The sequence below is a fragment of the Sphaerotilus microaerophilus genome (assembly GCF_023734135.1).
GTDB classification, from domain to species: domain Bacteria; phylum Pseudomonadota; class Gammaproteobacteria; order Burkholderiales; family Burkholderiaceae_C; genus Sphaerotilus; species Sphaerotilus microaerophilus.
Genome location: NZ_AP025730.1, coordinates 5,846,950 through 5,863,882 on the forward strand (window position 1 = coordinate 5,846,950; position 16,933 = coordinate 5,863,882).

The following is a 16,933-nucleotide window of genomic DNA, read 5'->3' on the forward strand; positions in this document are numbered from 1 at the left end:
GTTCGGGCCGCGGTCCCCCGGCTCCCCCTCGCCTCCTGCGCCACGGTGGTCATTCCGGCACTGAACGAGGCGCGCCGCATCGCCGACGTGGTGCGACATGCGCTGGCGGACCCGGCGACGGCCGAAGTGATCGTGGTGGACGACAGTTCCATCGACGCGACGGCGGAACTCGCACGTGACGCTGGCGCCCGGGTGATCCTGAGCAGCATGCTGGGCAAGGGACCGTCGATGCGCGACGGGCTTGAGCTGGCACGCGAGGAGTTGATCGTCTACCTGGACGGCGACCTGGCCGGCCTGCGCCCGGGCCTGATCAGCGACCTGTGCCGGCCACTGCTTCGCGGCGAGGCGGACTTCGTGAAGGCCTGCTTCGGTCGCAGCGGCGGGCGGGTCACCGAGCTGACCGCCAAGCCGATGCTGAAGGTCTTCTTTCCAGAAGTCGCACATTTCGCCCAGCCACTGGGTGGCATCATCGCCGCGCGCCGCAGCCTGCTGCACTCGCTGCGCTTCGAGGACGGCTATGGCGTGGACATCGGCTTGCTCATCGGTGCCGCACGCGCAGGAGCCCGGCTGGCCGAAGTCGATATCGGTTCCCTCGAGAACGACAGCCAGCCCCTGCACGACCTCACCATGATGGCCAACGAGGTCTCCCGCGTCATCTACGCCCACGCCCGCCAGACCGGGCGCCTGCATGTCGAGCAGGTCGTGGCGATGAACGAAATGCAACGCCAGGCGGCGGCGAGCATCGAGCTGGTGCTTTCCCGCCGTCGTGGGCGCCAGCGCCTGTTGCTGCTCGACATGGATGGCACGCTCACGACCAGTCGCTTCGTGGTCGACCTCGCGCTGTCCACCGGCCGCGAAGCGCGCCTGCAGCCGTTGCTGGACCACCCCAACGACGATGCAGCCACGCGCAGCCAACGCATTGCGGAGCTGTTTCGCTTCGTGCACCGAGAAGAGTTCGAGAGGGTGGCGCGCCAAACCGAGTTGCGCCCGGATGCCATCGAGTTCATCAACCGCATGCGCCGGGCCGGCTTCATGGTGGGGGTGGTGTCTGACAGCTGGTTCGTGGCCGCGGACATCATCCGGCGCCGCGTGTTCGCCGACTTTGCCCTGGCCCACCTGCTGCAGTTCGACAACGATGTCTGTACCGGGGTACTGCGCCTGAACCCGGCCTTCCTGGATGCCGCAGGCGCACAGATCAGCGTCTGCAAGAGCCATGTCCTGCGCCGCTTCCGCGCCGATACACAGCCCCCTGCCGTGACTGAATGCTGGGCGATCGGCGACAACTTGAATGATCTGGGCATGCTCACCGCAGCTGACAGGCCGCTCGCCATGGCGCCACGTTCACCAATACTCAGCCAGGTGCCAGGTGTGACCATCGTCTCGTCATTTGCCGAGCTGCTGGCGCTGGTCCCTGCGCCACGGGCGCCACTGGCACCTGTGCCGGCCCTGCCATCTTGACGTCCGGGGACCCTGCGCCTCCAAGCCCGCCTCTGACCCATGCCCCCCTCCCCGACCACCGTCCAGATGATCGGCGCCACGCTTTTCGCGCTGGCCGTCGCCCACACCTTCGCCACCAAGTTCTTCGAGCGCCTGGCCCACTCCCAGCCTCGCCACGCTGGCCTCTGGCACCTGCTGGGCGAGGTAGAGGTGGTGTTTGGCTTCTGGGCGATGGTGCTGATGCTGTCGATGTTCGCGCTCGCTGGAAAGCAGGACGCCACCGGCTACCTCGAATCACGCAACTTCACCGAGCCGATGTTCGTCTTCGCCATCATGGTGATCGCCGGCACCCGCGCCGTTCTTCAATTCGCCGGATCGCTCGTGCGGCTGGCGGCGCGCTTCACCCCGCTGCCGCAGGGCATGGCGATGTACTTCCTCGTGCTGGCGCTGGTGCCGCTGCTGGGTTCGTTCATCACCGAGCCCGCCGCCATGACGCTGGCCGCGCTGATGCTGCGCGAGACGTTGTTCTCACGGCCGATATCGACCCGGCTGAAGTACAGCACGCTGGGCGTGCTTTTCGTCAACATCTCGATCGGCGGCACGCTCACCCCCTTTGCCGCGCCGCCGGTGCTGATGGTGGCGGGTGTCTGGGGTTGGGACATCGTCTACATGATCAGCCATTTCGGATGGAAGGCGGCGCTGGCGGTGGCGGTGAATGCGGGCTGCGCGATGCTGCTGTTCCGTCGGGAGCTGGACCACATGGGACAGCGCAGCACGGTTGATGCCGCCCCGGCGCGCGTACCCGCCAGCGTCATCGCGGTGCACCTGCTGTTCCTGCTCGGCGTGGTGGTGTTCGCCCATCATCCCGCCGTGTTCATGGGACTGTTCCTGTTCTTCCTGGGCTTTGCCACGGCGTACGAGCGCCATCAGGACCGGCTGATCCTGCGCGAAGCGTTGCTGGTGGCCTTCTTCCTGGCCGGGCTGGTGGTCCTGGGTGGCCAGCAGCAGTGGTGGCTGCAACCGCTGTTGATGGGCATGGACGCGACCACTGTCTACTTCGGCGCCACGGCGCTGACGGCCATCACCGACAACGCGGCGCTGACCTACCTGGGCTCACTGGTGCCTGGCCTGAGCGAGGAGTTCAAGGTGGCCCTGGTGGCCGGCGCAGTCACCGGCGGAGGCCTGACGGTGATCGCCAATGCCCCCAACCCAGCAGGCGTGGCCATCCTGCGTTCGAAGTTCGAGGACGGCGCCATTCACCCGCTCGGCTTGCTGGTCGCCGCCCTGCCGCCCACCGTGGTGGCCGTTCTGGCATTCCAGCTGCTGTGACCACTGTCCGCCACCTCAATGTCCGTGCACGTACTGCACGACCGCATTGAGCAGATACAAGGCCAGCAGCACGATGCTCACCCAACTGGCCAAACGCCATACCCGCCGCGCAGGACGGCAGGCCAGCGCCACGATCACCGCCGCGCTCATCAGTGCGGCCATCACAGCGGACACCGCGTGCACCGGTGCCACGGCCGACCAGATCGGACCGGACGTATGGGCGACATCGTCCAACACGAGGATCAGCACATCGAACAGGTTGCTGCCCAGCAAGTTGCCGAATGCCAGATCCACCGCGCCGATACGGATGGCGCCCCAGGTGGTCGCCAACTCCGGCAGCGATGTGGCCATTGCCACGAAGAGCGTGCCGACGAACGACGACGACCAGCCCATCGCCCGAGCGATCTGTACCCCCAGGTGCGGCAGCCAGATGCCCATCGCGACGATGACCGCTGAAGCCATGCTGTAGCCCATCAGCGCCTGCTTGAGCGTCATCGTCCCGGGGGCGGGCGTGACGCCACTGGCCCCGTTGCGCTGCTCGGCATCGAAGAGCAGCCGCATTGAACCGGCATACAGGACCAGCAGGACGACGCTGGCCAGGCTGATGTGGCCGATGGCCGGCACGGTCCCTTCGCGAGACAACATCAGGGCGAGCGCGACGGCAGCGCACAAACCCACACCCAGACCGGCCGCGAGCATGTGCGAAGACGATGCCTGCGCGTAGAGCGGTCCGCGGCGATGCAGCACGTCCGCCACGGCCAGGATCGCCAGGTTGAAGACGCAGCTGCCCAGCGCGTCCCCCACGGCGATGTCCGGCGCTCCGGCCAGCACCACGGCGCTCAGGCCGGTGACCATTTCCGGCAAGGACGTCACCGTGGCCACCAGCACCAGGCCCACCCAGCTGCGAGACAGCCCGGTCAACGCAGCAATGCGCTCACCGTACCGACTCAACCGAAGGCCGGCCAACGCAATCACCACGAGGCAGACCACGAACTCCAGCCAGATCTGCAGCAGGGCCTCAGCTGGCAACATGACCACTTCCGACCAACGCGCGATCCATGCCAGGATGATAGGGGTCGGCGGGCTGTCGGTCGCCTGCCGAGCCCGCAGCCGTTCCTCGCGGCAGGCAGGCCAGGTAACCGGCTGAGTGGTCCGAGCGGGCAGATCAGACTGCGCGCGCGGTGCGGAACGCGGACACCGAGCGCTGAAGCTCCTCGGCCTGACGACGCAGGCTCTCCGCCGCAGCCGCGCTCTCCTCGACCAGCGCCGCGTTCTGCTGGGTGGACTCGTCGACGTGCGCAATCGCATCGCCGACCTGGGACACGCCCTGGGCCTGCGCGTTGGCGGCATCGCTGACCTCACTGATGAGGGCGGACACCCGCTGGATCGACTCGACCACCTGCTGCATCGTGGCCGCGGCATCGGCCCCCTCTCGGCTGCCCTGCTCCACACTCTCGACGCTGGCGCTGATGAGCGTGCGGATCTCGCGCGCCGCCGAGGAGGAACGCTGCGCCAGCGCACGCACCTCGCCAGCCACCACCGCAAAGCCGCGGCCCTGCTCGCCCGCCCGGGCCGCTTCCACCGCCGCGTTCAACGCGAGGATGTTGGTCTGGAAGGCGATGCCGTCGATGGTGGCGATGATCTCGGCAATGCGCCGCGAGCTGGTCTGGATCTCCTGCATGGTGCTCGCCAGTGCGGCCACCGACGAGCCGCCGCGGCTCGCCACCTCGCTGGCGGACTGGGCCAGCGCGCTGGCCTGGCGGGCACTGTCGGCGCTGTGGCCGATGGTGCTGCGCAACTGCTCCATCGACGCCGTCGTTTCCTGCAGCCCACTGGCCTGGGACTCGGTGCGCCCGGCCAGGTCCTGGTTGCCCAGCGCGATCTGGGCGCTGGCGGTGGCCACCTGGCTGGCGTTGTCGCGCACCGCGCCCACCACGTCGGACAGCGCCGCCTGCATGCGCGCCATCGTGGCCATCACGCTGTGCTCATCACCCGGGCGCAGGTGCAGCGCCACTGCGAGATCGCCAGCCGCCACATGCGAGGCGGCCTCTCGAAGCTCGGCGGGTTCGGCACCCAGCTGCCGATGGATCCAGCGACCCGTGCCGACGGCCACGCCAATCGCTGAACCGAACAGCAGAACGATCAGGCCAAACATCAGGAGCAGGCTGTTGCGCTTGCCCACCTCACGCTCGGCCAGGTCGGCCTGCAAGGTGGCGATCAACCGAGCCTGCTCGGCATACATGCCTTCGATGGTGCGGGTGATCTCGCTGAACCAGGTGGCCGATGCCAGTGACAGCGTCTGCGGCTCCAGCACATGGCGACGGCCATAGGCGATCCCCTCGCGTCCCAGCTCATCGAGCTTGGTCACGGCCGCCGACAGCGCCTGCCTTTCGCCCTGGTGGCTCTCGACCGACCGGTTCAGCTGGCTGCTGACGCGCTGGAACTGCAACGTCAGGCCACTGCTCAGCGCCTCGAAACGCGCCTTCTCGATCGGCGCGGGAACGCCGCCGACTGCCAGCAGGCCGGCGCCCCGGGCGCGCATCTGGCCGAGAACCTCGATCATCCGTGGCGTTTCCTGCAGGGCGCCCGCCACGGTGTAGTAGCCGGCCGGATCGTCATCCAGGATCAGGCCCCAATGTCCCAACACCTCGTCGAGCGTGTCCAGCATGGCGGTGATGGCTGCGGTGTGCTTGCGCGTGGCGGTGGGTGCATCGACCTGCCTGGCCTGCACCTCCTTCACCAAGCTGCGGAAAGCAGTCGCCGCCTGTTGCCAATCCTTGCCGACGGCTGTCCCGCCAGCCCCCGCGGACTGCAACTGGGCTTCAAACGCAGCCATCGCCCGCTCCACCTCCGCCGCCTTGGCGCTGCGAACGCCCGCCTGTGACTCGTCACCGGACAACCATGCCGAAGTCAGCCCGCGATGCTGCTGAGCCAGCCGCACCACCTCCAGCAGCGAACGGGTGGGCGCCAGGCCCTCGGCCTCTCGCTGCACGGAGCGCAGTTCACCCCACGCCGTCAGGGTCTGCATCGCCGCAGGCACCCCGATGGCAAGGCCGCACAAAAGGACCAGCATCACGAAGCGCTGGCCGATGGTCATCGTTGACATGTTCATTGCTCACCGTGTCGTTGATGCGCACGGCGGGCCGCACGCCAATCCCTGACCCCCCGGACTCAAGCGTCCTCAGATGGGTACAGCGATGATCAACCGCGCGCCGAACTGAGCAAGACCAGAAATACGGCCAACCACCCGCCCAGATCAGGTGCTCACCGCAAGCGACGGTGCCGCCTCCTGCCCCTGACCTCAGCGCCGCTGCTGCTGGCGGAACTTCTCCGCCTCCCAGTCCGTCAGCGCGCGGGCCTCCTCGGGGGGCAGGCTGACAGGCTCGGGCAGCGCAGGCAGCCGCTGCAGCACGTCGGCCCAGCAGGCCAGCAGCGCCTCGGCGGCTTCGCCCAAGTCGTCGCGCACCAGCAGGCCGCGGCCCGGCACGGCCACGCAGGGCGGGCGGTCGGCGCCTGGCGGCAGCGTGGCGAGGAAGGCCAGAAGCAGGGCCTCGTCGCTGGCCACGTGCTCTGGCGCCCTGCAGAGCTGATCGCCCAGGAAGACCACATGGTCCGGGTAGAGCACCCCCGCCGCGGCACGGCGCAGGTTGAGCGCATCGGTGGCCACCGCATGGCAGCGGGCCTCGGCGGGCAGGCGCCAGCCGCCCGCTGCGGTGGCGACCGCCTGCAGGCCCGCCAGGTCGGGCGCCGGGGCGCGGCGCTGTGGCCGGCGCAAAGCGGAGCCGACGGCGGCTAGGCGAGCCTCGGCCTCGGCCACGGTGGCGCCGCCCACCACCAGGCCGTGGTTGGCCAGCATCAGCACGTCCACCTCGCGCTCGGCGGTCAGCGCAGCCACCGCGCGGGTCAGCGGCAGGCCCGGGCGCACGTAGTCCACCCAGGCCCAGCGGAAGGCCGCCAGCGGGGCGCGCAGGGCGTCGGCCGCGTCGGGCAGCACGGCCCAGGCGATGGCGTCCACCGCGTGCACGTGCAGCACCACCGGGTGGGGCATCAGCGCGTGCAGCGTGGTTTCGATCGAGGGGCGCAGGCCCGGCGGGGCCAGGTCCGTGCGCAGCGTGGGGCCCACCGGGTCGGCCTCGCCGGCGGCCACGCGCTGGCGCACCTGGGAGAGCCCCACCGGCGCTAACAGCGGGCGCTGCAGCGCATCGCGCAGCCACAGGCCCGAGGCCTTGACCCAGAGCGTGTCGTCCACCTTCACCGAGGTGTTGCCGCCCGCGGCCTGGATCAGCAGCGGGTCGGCGCCCAGGCGGGCGGAGGCCTCGGCCAGGGCCTGGAGGGTGGGACCAGCGGCGGTGTCGGCATTCATGCGGGATCGGTGTGAAGGAGGAAGAAGGTGAAGCAAGGGAGTCAGACCCAGCGCAGCGTGGGCATGGCCCATTGCGGCGTGGGCGGCACGGAGGCGGCCTTGGCGCCCGCTTCGGTGACCAGGCGAGCGAGCAGCGCGTCGCGCTCGGCCGGGCTGCGGCAGGCATCGAAGTCCCGCCCGTGCAGGCCTGCACCGATGAAGCAGGTGTCGTAGCCCGCGCCCAGGCCCCCGGCGATGTCGTGCGCCAGCGAGTCGCCAATGGCCAGGAAGTGCCGCGAGCCCCAGCGGCCCAGCGCCTCGCGGCAGACGGTGTAGATCAGCGCGTGCGGCTTGCCCAGCCAGACCACCTCGGCGCCGGCCGCGGCGTGGCGCTCGGCCAGCCAGCCGGTGGAGGGCTCGACGCCGCGTGGCGTCAGCCGGTGCAGGTCCGGGTTGGCGCAGAGCAGCGGCAGGCGGCGCGCAGTGGCCGCGGCCAGCCGGGTCAGCAGGGCCTCGGCGCTGCGGTCCTCCGGCAGGCTGGCCAGCAGCACGAAGTCGGCCTCGGCGGCGTCCTCCACCGGCTGCAGGCCCAGTCCCTCGATCAGCGGCGCGTCGTCCTCCGGGTGGCCCAGCAGCACGCGCTGGCCGAGCCGGTCGAAGGGCGCGCGGTCGCGCTGGCGCAGCATCTGGTGCGTCAGCTCGCCGGAGGTGATCAGCGCGTCGTAGTGCTGCGGCGTGACACCGAAGCGCGCCAGCCGCTTGCCGTTGGGCGCGGCGCGCTTGCCGGAGTTGCTCAGCACGATCACCCGCCGGCCGCGCGCGCGCAGCTCGGCCAGCGCATCGGCCGCGCCGGGGTAGGCGGTCGTGCCGTCGTGCAGCACGCCGAATTGGTCGATCACGAAACCGTCGTAGCCCTCGTTGCCGGCGGCAATCTCTGCGAGGCCCTGTATCCAGCGGGTCATCCGCACTCCTGTCGATTCGCTTGTGCGGCGGTCCAGCCCTGGCGTGCCAGCCGGGCGCTGCCGCAGGCGGCTTCTTCCTGGGCTGGTTCAGCCATCGGCACGCCCAGCGCCTGGGCGCGCAAGCGCGTCCAGGCCGCGTTGCGCGCCCCGCCGCCGACTGTGAAGACGCGCCGCGGCGCCGGCGCACCCAGCGCGGCCATGCGCTGGTAGGCCAGCTGCTCCACGCCCGCCACGCCCTCCAGCAGGCCCTGGAAGAAGCGCGCGTCGTCCGTCGGCCGGGGCGTCACCCGCGGCGGCAGCGCCGGGTCGTTGATCGGGAAGCGCTCGCCCGGGGCGGGCAGTGGGTAGTAGTTCAGCCCGGTCGGCGCGTCGGGCCGAAGCGCGGGCGTCAGCTCGGCCATGCGTTCGGCGCTGAAGTGCTGCAGCAGCGCGGCGCCGCCGCTGTTGGACGCCCCGCCCACCAGCCAGCGCACGCCCCCGCCCGTGCCCAGCCGGTGGCTGTAGAGGCCGAACTCCGGCGCGCTCACCGGCCGGTCGGCCAGCAGCTTGACCACCAGCGTGCTGCCCAGCGAGGTGACCGCGTCGCCCACCTGGTCCGCACCGGTGGCGAGGAAGGCGGCCACGCCGTCGGTGCTGCCGGCCACGACCAGGCAGGCTTCGGGCAGGCCGAAGCGCTCGGCGATCGCGGGCGTGACGGGGCCGATCGCCTCGCCGGGCGCCAGCACCCGTGGGAGCAACCCGTTCGGCACGCTGGCCTGCGTCAGCCACTGCGGCCAGACGCGCTCGCGCGGCTCCCAGCCGAGCTTGAGCGCGTTGTTGTCGTCGCTCAGGCCGAGGCGGCCGCTGAACTGCGCGGCGATCCAGTCGGCCTGGTGCAGCGCGTGCGCGGCCTGCGGGTGGGTGCTGAGGGCCTCCAGCAGGCGGGCGGCCGGCGAGCTGCTGCCGTGCGCGGCGCTGTCGGCCGGCGCCAGCTCGGCCACGCGGGCCACCCAGGCGGCGGGCGCGCGGTCGTTGTACATCGACGCGGGGGCGAGCGGCCGGCCGGCGGCGTCGGTCAGCAGCAGCGTGCCGGAGGTGCCGTCCACCGCCAGCGCGCGCACGGCGGCGCGATCCAGCCGGGTCAGCAGCTCGTCCAGCACCGTCTGCACCGCTTGCCACCACAGCGCCGGGTCCTGGTGGCGGCGCTCGCCGTCGGGCTGCGGCTCACGCAGCGGCTCGGGCAGCGGCGCGCGGGCCTGGGCGATCAGGCCGCCGGCCGCGTCCAGCGCCACCGCCCGCACGCCGGAGGTGCCGAGGTCGATGCCGAGGAACAGATCGCGGGCAAGGTCGCGGGCGGGATCGCTCAATCCGCTCCTCCGTCCGCCGCCGCTTTCTTCTGGGCATTCGCGCCGTAGCTCTTGAAGGCCTCCAGCACGCGGTCCATCTCGTCGTCGGGCAGCACCACCGGGGTGCCGGTGGCCAGCGCCAGCAGGTACTGCCGGGCCAGTTCCTCCACCTCCACGCCCAGCGCGAAGGCGGCGCTCAGGTCGGCGGCCACGGTGATCATCCCGTGGTTGGCCAGCAGGCAGGCGCGCCGACCGGCCAGGGCCTCCAGCGCGTTACGCGAGAGCTCCTCGGTGCCGTAGGTGGCATAGGGCGCGCAGCGGATGTCGCGCCCGCCGGCCACCGCCACCATGTAGTGGAAGGCGGGCATCGGCCGGCGCTGCACCGCCAGCGCGGTGGCGTGCGTCGGGTGGGCATGCAGCACCGCGCCCACGTCCGGCCGGGCGCAGTAGATGTCGCGGTGGAAGCGCCACTCCGAGGAGGGCTTGAGCGGCCCGCGCCACTGCGTGCCGCTGGCGTCATCCAGCCGCAGGAAGCACAGGTCCTGCGGGCGCAGGCGGGTGTAGTCCACGCCGCTGGGGGTGATCAGCATGCCCTCGGCCTCACCGTCGTGCCAGCGCACGCTGAGGTTGCCGGAGGTGCCCTGCGACAGCCCGCTGGGCGCGAACTTCAGCCCGTGCTCGACCAGCGCGGCGCGCAGTTCGGCTTCCAAGTGTTCTCGGTTCATGTCGGGGTTCCTGCCTGGGTACCTGCGTTGGGCGTGCGCCCGCAGGCGGCGTCCAGCGCCGCGCGTTCGGCGGCAATCAGTTCACGGTAGGCGCGCAGCTCGTTGGCGCAGCGGGCGTCGTCCCAGCCGAGCTCCGGCGCGATCAGGGCGGCCACCTGCGGGGCCAGCGCCAGGCCGCCGTCGGGCAGCTCGATCGACAGGTGGGTGCGCCGCACCATCACGTCGGCCAGCGAGCGGGCGCCCTCGGCGCGCACCGCGTGGAGCAGTTCGGCCTTGAGGTAGCGCGGCGCACCGTCGATGGGTTTGGCCAGCGAGGCGTCGCCCTCGGCCAGCGCCAGCACCTCGTCGATGCGGTCGCCGTGGCGCACCAGCAGCCACTTGACCGTTTCGGCGCTGAGCCGGTGGCGCAGCGCGATCTCGTTATCCCGGCCCTTCGTCTGCGCCCAGCGCTCGGCGCCGACCAGCGGCAGCGTCGCGGTGCGGCTGGGCGTGGTGATGCCCAGCGGCGCGATCGCGGCGTTCACCGCGTCCTCGGCCATACGGCGGTAGGTGGTGTACTTGCCGCCGACGATGGTGGTCAGCCCCTTCGGGCCGGGCAGCACCGCGTGGTCGCGCGACAGCGCCGAGGTGGTGTCCACGCCTTCCACCGGTTTCAGCAACGGCCGCAGCCCGGCGAAGGCGCCCAGCACCTGGTCGGGCCGCACCTTGCGAGACAGGTAGCGATTGAGGTTGTCCAGCAGGTAGTCGATGTCGGCGCGCTCGGGCACCGGGCGGCCCTTGGCCTGGTCCCAGGGCGTGTCGGTGGTGCCCACCAGCCAGTAGCCGTACCAGCGCCGGGCGATGATCACCGAGTCGGTGGCGCGCGCCAGGATGCCGGAGTCGGACTGGATCGCCTCGGCCGGCAGCAGCAGGTGCACGCCCTTGGCCGGCTGGACGCGGAAGGTGTTGGCGCCGGCCAGCTGCTGCAGCTCATCGGCCCAGATGCCGCCGGCGTTGATCACTGCGCGGGCGCGCAGCGTGTGGCGTTGGCCGGTGTCGCGGTCCTGAATGACCACGCCACTCACCGCAGCGCCCGCCGTGCCGCCATCCGTGCCCGGGGCGTCCTTGACAAAGTCCACCACCGGCGCGCCGCTGATCACCTTGGTGCCCAGGCGGGCCGCCGTGCGCACCACCGCCAGGGTGTGGCGGGCGTCGTCCATCAGTGCGTCGTAGTAGCGGATGCCGCCCACCGCGACCGCGTCGTCGATCGACGGGATGTGCGCCTTCAGCCCGGCGCGGCTGAAGTGCTTCTGCAGCGGCACCGCGCCGCCGGGCAGGCCGAAGAGGTCGTAGAGCGTGATGCCCGCGCCCACGTAGGGGCGCTGCCAGCGGCTGGTGAGCGGGAAGACGAAGGCCTCCGGCCAGGCCATGTGCGGGCAGACCGTCTTGAGCATCAGGTCGCGCTCGGCGATGGCGTGGGCGACCAGCTTGAAGTTGAGCTGCTCCAGGTAGCGCAGCCCGCCGTGGAAGGTCTTGCCCGAGCGCGAGGAGGTGCCGATGGCCAGGTCGCCGGCCTCCACCAGCACCACCGACAGGCCGCGGCTGGCGGCGTCCAGCGCGGCGCCCGCGCCGGTGACGCCCGCGCCGATCACCAGCAGGTCGGCGGTGGAAGCCTGTGCAGCGGCAAGGTCGCGTGCGCGCTGGGCGGGGTTGAGGCAGCTGCGGTCCATGGGGCGCTCGATGGGCAGGCTGGGTGGGTTCGTGGTCACGGCCGCGTCAACTGGGGTTGAGCGCGGGCTCGCCGGCCAGGTGGCGGCGCAGCTCCTCGGCCACCATCTGCGCGGCGCGCTTGACGGTCTGCAGCGAGGCGCCGGCGATGTGCGGCGTGAGCGACACGTTGGGCAGGCGCAGCAGCGGGTCGGTGGGGTCGCAGGGCTCGACGCCGAAGGTCTCCAGCCCGGCACCGCGCAGGTGGCCCGACGTCAGTGCGGTGTACAGCGCCGCGTAGTCCACCATCGGGCCGCGGGCGGTGTTGATGAAGTAGGCGCCGCGCTTCATCTTCGCGAAGGCGCTGGCGTTCATGAAGCCGGTGGTCTCGGGCGTCACCCGGGCGTGCAGCGAGACCACGTCGCTCTGGGCCAGCAGGGTGTCGAAGTCCACCTGCTCGACGCCCGCGGCGCGGTCCGTGTCGTCCAGCGCCACATAGGGGTCGTTGACCAGGATGCGGCAGCCGAAGGGCCGCAGCAGCATGGTGACCTTCGTGCCGATGTGGCCGTAGCCGATCAGGCCGACGGTCTGGTTGCACAGCTCCTCGCCGGTGAGGTCGGCGCGGTAGAGCTCGCCGCGCCACTGGCCCTGGCTGAGCGAAGCGTGCCCGGCGGTGAGCAGGCGGGTCTGCGCGAGGATCATGCCGATGGTGAACTCAGCCACCGCGCTGGCGTTGCGCCCCGGCGCGTTGACCACCTTGACGCCGCGCGCGCGCGCCGCCGCCATGTCGATGTTCACCGGCCCGCCGCGCGAGACGGCGATGAACCTCAGCGCCGGGCAGCGCGCCAGCATGCCGGTGGTGACCGGCGCGAGGTGGTCGATCAGCACCTCGGCATCACCGATGAAGGCGGCCATCTCGGCCGGGTCGCCCAGGTACTCCTTCAGGCCCTTCAGGTCGGGGTTGGCCGCCTCGGCTGAATAGCCGTGCGCCATCGGCACGTCCGGCCAGTCCAGCTCCAGCGTGCGCAGGTCCAGCGCGGTGTCGGGCAGCGCGGCCTTCAGCGCATCGACGAAGAAGTGGGCCTTCATGAAGCGGTCGCCGATCACGGCCACCTTGACGGGGGCGGTGCGGGGGGACGAGGGGGAAGTCATGCGCGGGAGTCCTGAGCGGTGTTTGGTGAAGTCGGGCGGTGCGCGGCGCGCAGGCCAGCCAGCCGCTGCCAGGCCGGCCGGCCGCGCGCGGCCAGGTCCTGGTAGACGGGGAAGAGGTCGTCGTAGAGCGCACTGTGCTGCGCGTCGGGGGGGGTCAGCTCCTCGCCGAGCTGGGCGTCCACCCAGCCGGGCAGCGCGGCGGCCACGTCCGGCAGCAGACCGATGCCCACGGCGGCGCAGATCGCCGCACCGGCGGCACCGCACTCCTCACGGTGCGAGACGCGCACCGGCCGGCCGGTGACGCTGGCCAGCAGCTGGCGCAGCGCCGGGCTGCGCGCCGCGCCGCCGGACAGGCGGATCTCCTCGGGCAGCGGGCCCAGCGCGCTGTAGCAGTCCCGCGCGGCCAGGCAGATGCCCTCGAAGACGGCGCGGGCGGTGCCGGCCAGGCCGAGGGTGGTGTTGAAGCCCGTGAGCTGGGCGCGCGCATCGCCATCGACGAAGGGGCCGCGCTCGCCGTTGTCGGCGATGTAGGGGTGGAAGACGGCCTGCGCCGGGGCGGCCTCCAGCACCATCGCGTTCAGGCGCTGCAGCAGCTCGCCCTTGGCGGGCGGCGCGGCGCCGGCCAGGCGCAGGGCGTCGGTCAGCAGGGCCAGCAGCCAGTCGATGTTCAGCGTCGCGGCCATGTGCGACATCAGCCGCGCCTGCGCACCGGGCAGCGGCATCAGCATGGTGTAGCCGGCCTCGGCGCTGGGGCGGATGTCCTCGGGCCGGTCGCTGACCCAGCCGTGCATGCCGGTGCTGCCCAGGATGGAGCAGCCGACGCGGCGCAGGCGGCCCTCGCGGTCGAAGGCCACGCCGCCGCCGCCCAGCACGGTGGCCGGCACGTCCATGATCGGCAGCACCACGGGCGTGCCCGCGCGCAGGCCGCAGTCGGCCGCGGCCTGGGGGGTCAGCGGGGCGTGGTGGCGCGTGCCGTCGACGATCGGCGGCAGCAGCCGCTTCAGGTCGGCCAGGCCGAGCAGGGCCAGCGTCTCGTCGTCGTAGGCGCGGCTGCGCCAGGCGCCGAAGGTGAAGACGCCCTCGCAGGGGCTGGTGGCGCGCTCGCCGGTGAAGCGGAAGTAGAGCCAGTCCTTGCAGTGCAGCGCGGTGGCGGCGCGGGCGAGGCGCTCGGGCTGGCGCTCGCGCAGCCAGAGCAGGTGGCTGCTCTGCATCGAGGGGTTCAGCGCGGTGCCGCTGCGCTCGGCCAGCGGCGCCGCGGCCGGGCTGGCGCGCAGCGCACGCACCTGCGGGGCGCTGCGGCCGTCCAGCCAGAGCATCGCCGGGCCGACCGGCTCGCCCGCGGCGTCGATCAGCCAGGTGCCGTCGCCCTGCGCGGTGGCGGCGATCGCCGCGGTGCGCTCGGCCAGCCCCGGCAGCTGCTCGCCCAGGGCGCGCAGCGTGGCGGCGGTGTCCGCCCAGGTGCCGGCCAGGTCCTGCTCGGCCGCGCCATCGGCACCCAGCCGCACCGTGTTCGGCGTGCTGGCCACCGCGAGCTGGCGGCCGTCGAGGTCGAAGGCCACCGCCTTGATGACGGAGGTGCCCGCGTCGATGCCGATGAGGATGTCTTGCGAAGCCATGTGCTCAGCGCCTCAGCGGAGGTCCGCCCCGTGTACCAGCGCCTTCTCGCTGTCGCTGTCGAACAGGTGCAGCGCCTCGGTGGGCAGGCACAGGCCGACGCCACTGCCGTCGGCCAGGTCCACCGCGCCGTCGGTGACCACCAGCAGGGTGTGGCCGCCCAGGTCGATGCCGACGTGGCTCTGGTCGCCCTGCCATTGGTTGAAGGCCAGCGTGCCCTGCACCGGGTTGGCGCAGTCGGCGGTGCGGCCCAGGCTGACCTTGTGCGGGCGCACGCCCAGGTGCACCTTCTGGCCGTCGTGCAGCGCGGCGGCATTGACGACGCGGTCGAGCGCGCCGAAGCTCACCCGCAGCGCGATGCCGGCATCGCCCTGGGCGTGCACCAGCGCGTCCAGCCGGCCGTCCTGCAGCGCCAGCCGGGCGGGCAGCAGGTTCATCGCCGGCTCGCCGATGAAGCCGGCGACGAAGAGGTTGGCCGGGCGCTCCTTCAGATCCTCCGGCGAGGCGAACTGCTGCAGCACGCCGTTGCTCATCACCGCGATGCGGTCGGACAGCGCCACCGCCTCGGTCTGGTCGTGGGTGACGAACACCGAGGTCATGCGGTGCTCGATCAGGTACTCCTTGATGCGCCCGCGCAGCACCGCACGCAGCTGCGGTTCGAGCTGGCTCATCGGCTCGTCGAGCAGCCAGAGGTCGGCCGGGCGCACCAGCGCGCGCGCCAGGCTCACGCGCTGCTGCTGGCCGCCCGACAGCGTGGGCGGGTAGGCCTCCAGGATGTCGGTGATCTCCAGCAGCTCGGCGATGTGCTGCACGCGCTTGCGCACCTCCGGGCGCGGCATCTTGCTGCGCAGCAGGCTGAAGGCGATGTTGTTGGCCACCGTCAGCGGCGGATACAGCGCATAGCCTTCGAAGGCCATCGCCACGTTGCGCTCGGCCGGCTTGAGGTCGTTGATGACCCGCTCGCCGATGCGGACCTGGCCTTCGCTGACCGACTCGAAGCCGGCCACCATGCGCAGCGTGCTGGTCTTGCCGCAGCCGGAGCTGCCCAGCAGCGAGATGATCTCGCCGTCGTGGACGGCCATGTCCACCGCCTTGACGGCGCGGTTGTCCGCCTTGCCTTTCTCGCGGTAGATCTTGCTGACCTTGTCGAGGGTGAGTGCCGCCATCGCGGGCTCCTTGTCAGATTGTCAGAGGCTCAGGATTCGGGGAAGCCGGGGCCCGGTGGGCTCACAGCCGGGCGCCGGTGGCGCGGTCGAAGAACATCGCGCGGCCCGGCACCAGCGTGGCCCAGCCGGGCAGGCGCTCGCGGCGGCCGGCCAGCGCCGGGTCTTCCGGCCGGCTGGAGAGGATCTCGGCCCCCGCCGCGCCCTGGCCCGCCTTGAGCAGGGTGACGGTGCGCACGTTGATGGGCATCACCGCCTCCAGCGCCACCGGCAGCGCGCCGGGCTGCTCCTGGGTGCTGAAGACCACGTCCTCGGGGCGCACGCCCAGCACGCAGGCGCGGCCGATCAGCTCGGGCCGGGCTTGCGGGCGCAGGTCGTCCAGGCGCACCGGCAGGCCGCCGATATCCACCGCCAGCGCGTCGCCATCGACCCGCGGGGTGACCTCGAAGAGGTTGATCGGCGGGTCGCCGAACAGGCGCGCCACCTCGCGGGTGCGCGGGTTGCGGTAGATGCCGTGCGGCGAGTCGATCTGCTGGAACCTGCCGTCCACCAGCACGCCGATGCGGTCGCCGAGCGCCAGCGCCTCGCGGTAGTCCTGCGTCACGTAGAGCACCGTGGAGCCGAAGGCCTTGAACAGCTTCGGGAACTCCAGCCGCATCTCGAAGCGGATCTTGGCGTCCACGTTGCGCAGCGGGTCGTCCAGCAGCAGCACCGGCGGGCGGTGCACCAGGCTGCGGCCCAGCGAGGTGCGCTGCTTCTGGCCGTTGGACAGCTGCTTGGGCAGGTGCGTGAGCACGTGGTCGATCTTCAGCAGCCGGGCCACTTCCAGCACCCGCGCCGCCACCTCGGCCTCGGCCATCCTGCGCGCCCGCAGCGGGCTGGCGATGTTCTCGAAGGCCGTGAGGTGCGGGTAGAGCGCGAAGTTCTGGAAGGCCATCGCGACGCCGCGGGACTCCGGGCCCACCTCGCCGACGTCCTCGCCGCCGATGTGGATGCTGCCGGCGTCGGGCTCCATCACGCCGGCGATCTGCCGCAGCAGCGTGGTCTTGCCGCTGCCGGAGCCGCCGAACACCACCAGGCATTCGCCCTGGCGCACCTCGAGGTCCAGGCCGTCGAGCACGCGCTTCTTGCCGAAGGCCTTGGTCAGGCCGGAGATCTTCAGGTAGGACATGGGGTTGGGATCGGTTTCCATGGTCGA

The 16,933-nt window shown here is 71.7% G+C and carries 13 protein-coding genes; 2 read left to right on the plus strand and 11 right to left on the minus strand.

Going from position 1 to position 16,933, the window contains the following annotated elements:
• Positions 1 to 45 precede the first annotated feature (45 nt).
• On the plus strand, positions 46 to 1,458 hold the full coding sequence (locus NGK70_RS25350) for a glycosyltransferase (RefSeq protein ID WP_251971201.1): 1,413 nt from the start codon (positions 46 to 48) through the stop codon (positions 1,456 to 1,458).
• A gap of 39 nt (positions 1,459 to 1,497) precedes the next feature.
• Positions 1,498 to 2,766: a putative Na+/H+ antiporter gene (locus NGK70_RS25355; protein ID WP_251971202.1), complete on the plus strand. Its 1,269-nt coding sequence runs from the start codon at positions 1,498 to 1,500 to the stop codon at positions 2,764 to 2,766.
• Between the two features lie 15 nt (positions 2,767 to 2,781).
• On the opposite strand, the gene NGK70_RS25360 is transcribed toward NGK70_RS25355, so the two are convergent.
• From NGK70_RS25360 to NGK70_RS25410, 11 genes are all read right to left on the minus strand, one after another.
• Positions 2,782 to 3,756 carry a sodium:calcium antiporter gene (locus NGK70_RS25360; RefSeq protein ID WP_251971203.1) on the minus strand — a complete coding sequence of 325 codons (975 nt, stop codon included), beginning with the start codon at positions 3,754 to 3,756 and terminating at the stop codon, positions 2,782 to 2,784.
• Positions 3,757 to 3,931: 175 nt separating this feature from the next.
• Positions 3,932 to 5,872 (minus strand): methyl-accepting chemotaxis protein, encoded by a 1,941-nt coding sequence (locus NGK70_RS25365; RefSeq protein WP_251971204.1) that lies wholly within the window; start codon positions 5,870 to 5,872, stop codon positions 3,932 to 3,934.
• A 195-nt stretch (positions 5,873 to 6,067) separates the two neighbouring features.
• Positions 6,068 to 7,129 (minus strand): class II aldolase/adducin family protein, encoded by a 1,062-nt coding sequence (locus tag NGK70_RS25370; protein WP_251971205.1) that lies wholly within the window; start codon positions 7,127 to 7,129, stop codon positions 6,068 to 6,070.
• A gap of 41 nt (positions 7,130 to 7,170) precedes the next feature.
• Positions 7,171 to 8,070, minus strand: a complete 900-nt coding sequence (locus NGK70_RS25375; RefSeq protein ID WP_251971206.1) for a TIGR01459 family HAD-type hydrolase — start codon at positions 8,068 to 8,070, stop codon at positions 7,171 to 7,173.
• Positions 8,067 to 9,416 (minus strand): FGGY-family carbohydrate kinase, encoded by a 1,350-nt coding sequence (locus NGK70_RS25380; protein WP_251971207.1) that lies wholly within the window; start codon positions 9,414 to 9,416, stop codon positions 8,067 to 8,069. Before NGK70_RS25380 ends, NGK70_RS25375 begins: the two co-directional genes overlap by 4 nt.
• Complete coding sequence (locus tag NGK70_RS25385) at positions 9,413 to 10,120, minus strand: class II aldolase/adducin family protein (RefSeq protein WP_251971208.1); 708 nt, start codon at positions 10,118 to 10,120, stop codon at positions 9,413 to 9,415. The genes NGK70_RS25380 and NGK70_RS25385 overlap by 4 nt, the downstream gene beginning before the upstream one ends.
• Positions 10,117 to 11,868, minus strand: coding sequence for a glycerol-3-phosphate dehydrogenase/oxidase (locus tag NGK70_RS25390; protein WP_251971209.1), 1,752 nt, complete (start codon positions 11,866 to 11,868; stop codon positions 10,117 to 10,119). The genes NGK70_RS25385 and NGK70_RS25390 overlap by 4 nt, the downstream gene beginning before the upstream one ends.
• Before the next feature lie 7 nt (positions 11,869 to 11,875).
• A complete protein-coding gene (locus NGK70_RS25395; protein ID WP_251971210.1) occupies positions 11,876 to 12,958 on the minus strand; it encodes a 2-hydroxyacid dehydrogenase in 1,083 nt (360 codons plus the stop codon).
• Positions 12,955 to 14,574, minus strand: a complete 1,620-nt coding sequence (locus tag NGK70_RS25400; protein WP_251971211.1) for an FGGY-family carbohydrate kinase — start codon at positions 14,572 to 14,574, stop codon at positions 12,955 to 12,957. The genes NGK70_RS25395 and NGK70_RS25400 overlap by 4 nt, the downstream gene beginning before the upstream one ends.
• A gap of 12 nt (positions 14,575 to 14,586) precedes the next feature.
• Positions 14,587 to 15,738, minus strand: a complete 1,152-nt coding sequence (locus NGK70_RS25405) for an ABC transporter ATP-binding protein (protein WP_251971212.1) — start codon at positions 15,736 to 15,738, stop codon at positions 14,587 to 14,589.
• Between the two features lie 61 nt (positions 15,739 to 15,799).
• Complete coding sequence (locus tag NGK70_RS25410) at positions 15,800 to 16,927, minus strand: ABC transporter ATP-binding protein (RefSeq protein ID WP_251971213.1); 1,128 nt, start codon at positions 16,925 to 16,927, stop codon at positions 15,800 to 15,802.
• Positions 16,928 to 16,933 lie beyond the last annotated feature (6 nt).

Excerpts from the sequence above, each read along its gene's own strand:
- NGK70_RS25355 (WP_251971202.1), top strand. The coding sequence starts at position 1,498 with ATGCCCCCCTCCCCGACCACCGTCCAGATGATCGGCGCCACGCTTTTC.
- NGK70_RS25365 (WP_251971204.1), bottom strand. The coding sequence starts at position 5,872 with ATGTCAACGATGACCATCGGCCAGCGCTTCGTGATGCTGGTCCTTTTG.
- NGK70_RS25370 (WP_251971205.1), bottom strand. The coding sequence starts at position 7,129 with ATGAATGCCGACACCGCCGCTGGTCCCACCCTCCAGGCCCTGGCCGAG.
- NGK70_RS25375 (WP_251971206.1), bottom strand. The coding sequence starts at position 8,070 with ATGACCCGCTGGATACAGGGCCTCGCAGAGATTGCCGCCGGCAACGAG.
- NGK70_RS25385 (WP_251971208.1), bottom strand. The coding sequence starts at position 10,120 with ATGAACCGAGAACACTTGGAAGCCGAACTGCGCGCCGCGCTGGTCGAG.
- NGK70_RS25395 (WP_251971210.1), bottom strand. The coding sequence starts at position 12,958 with ATGACTTCCCCCTCGTCCCCCCGCACCGCCCCCGTCAAGGTGGCCGTG.
- NGK70_RS25400 (WP_251971211.1), bottom strand. The coding sequence starts at position 14,574 with ATGGCTTCGCAAGACATCCTCATCGGCATCGACGCGGGCACCTCCGTC.
- NGK70_RS25405 (WP_251971212.1), bottom strand. The coding sequence starts at position 15,738 with ATGGCGGCACTCACCCTCGACAAGGTCAGCAAGATCTACCGCGAGAAA.
- NGK70_RS25410 (WP_251971213.1), bottom strand. The coding sequence starts at position 16,927 with ATGGAAACCGATCCCAACCCCATGTCCTACCTGAAGATCTCCGGCCTG.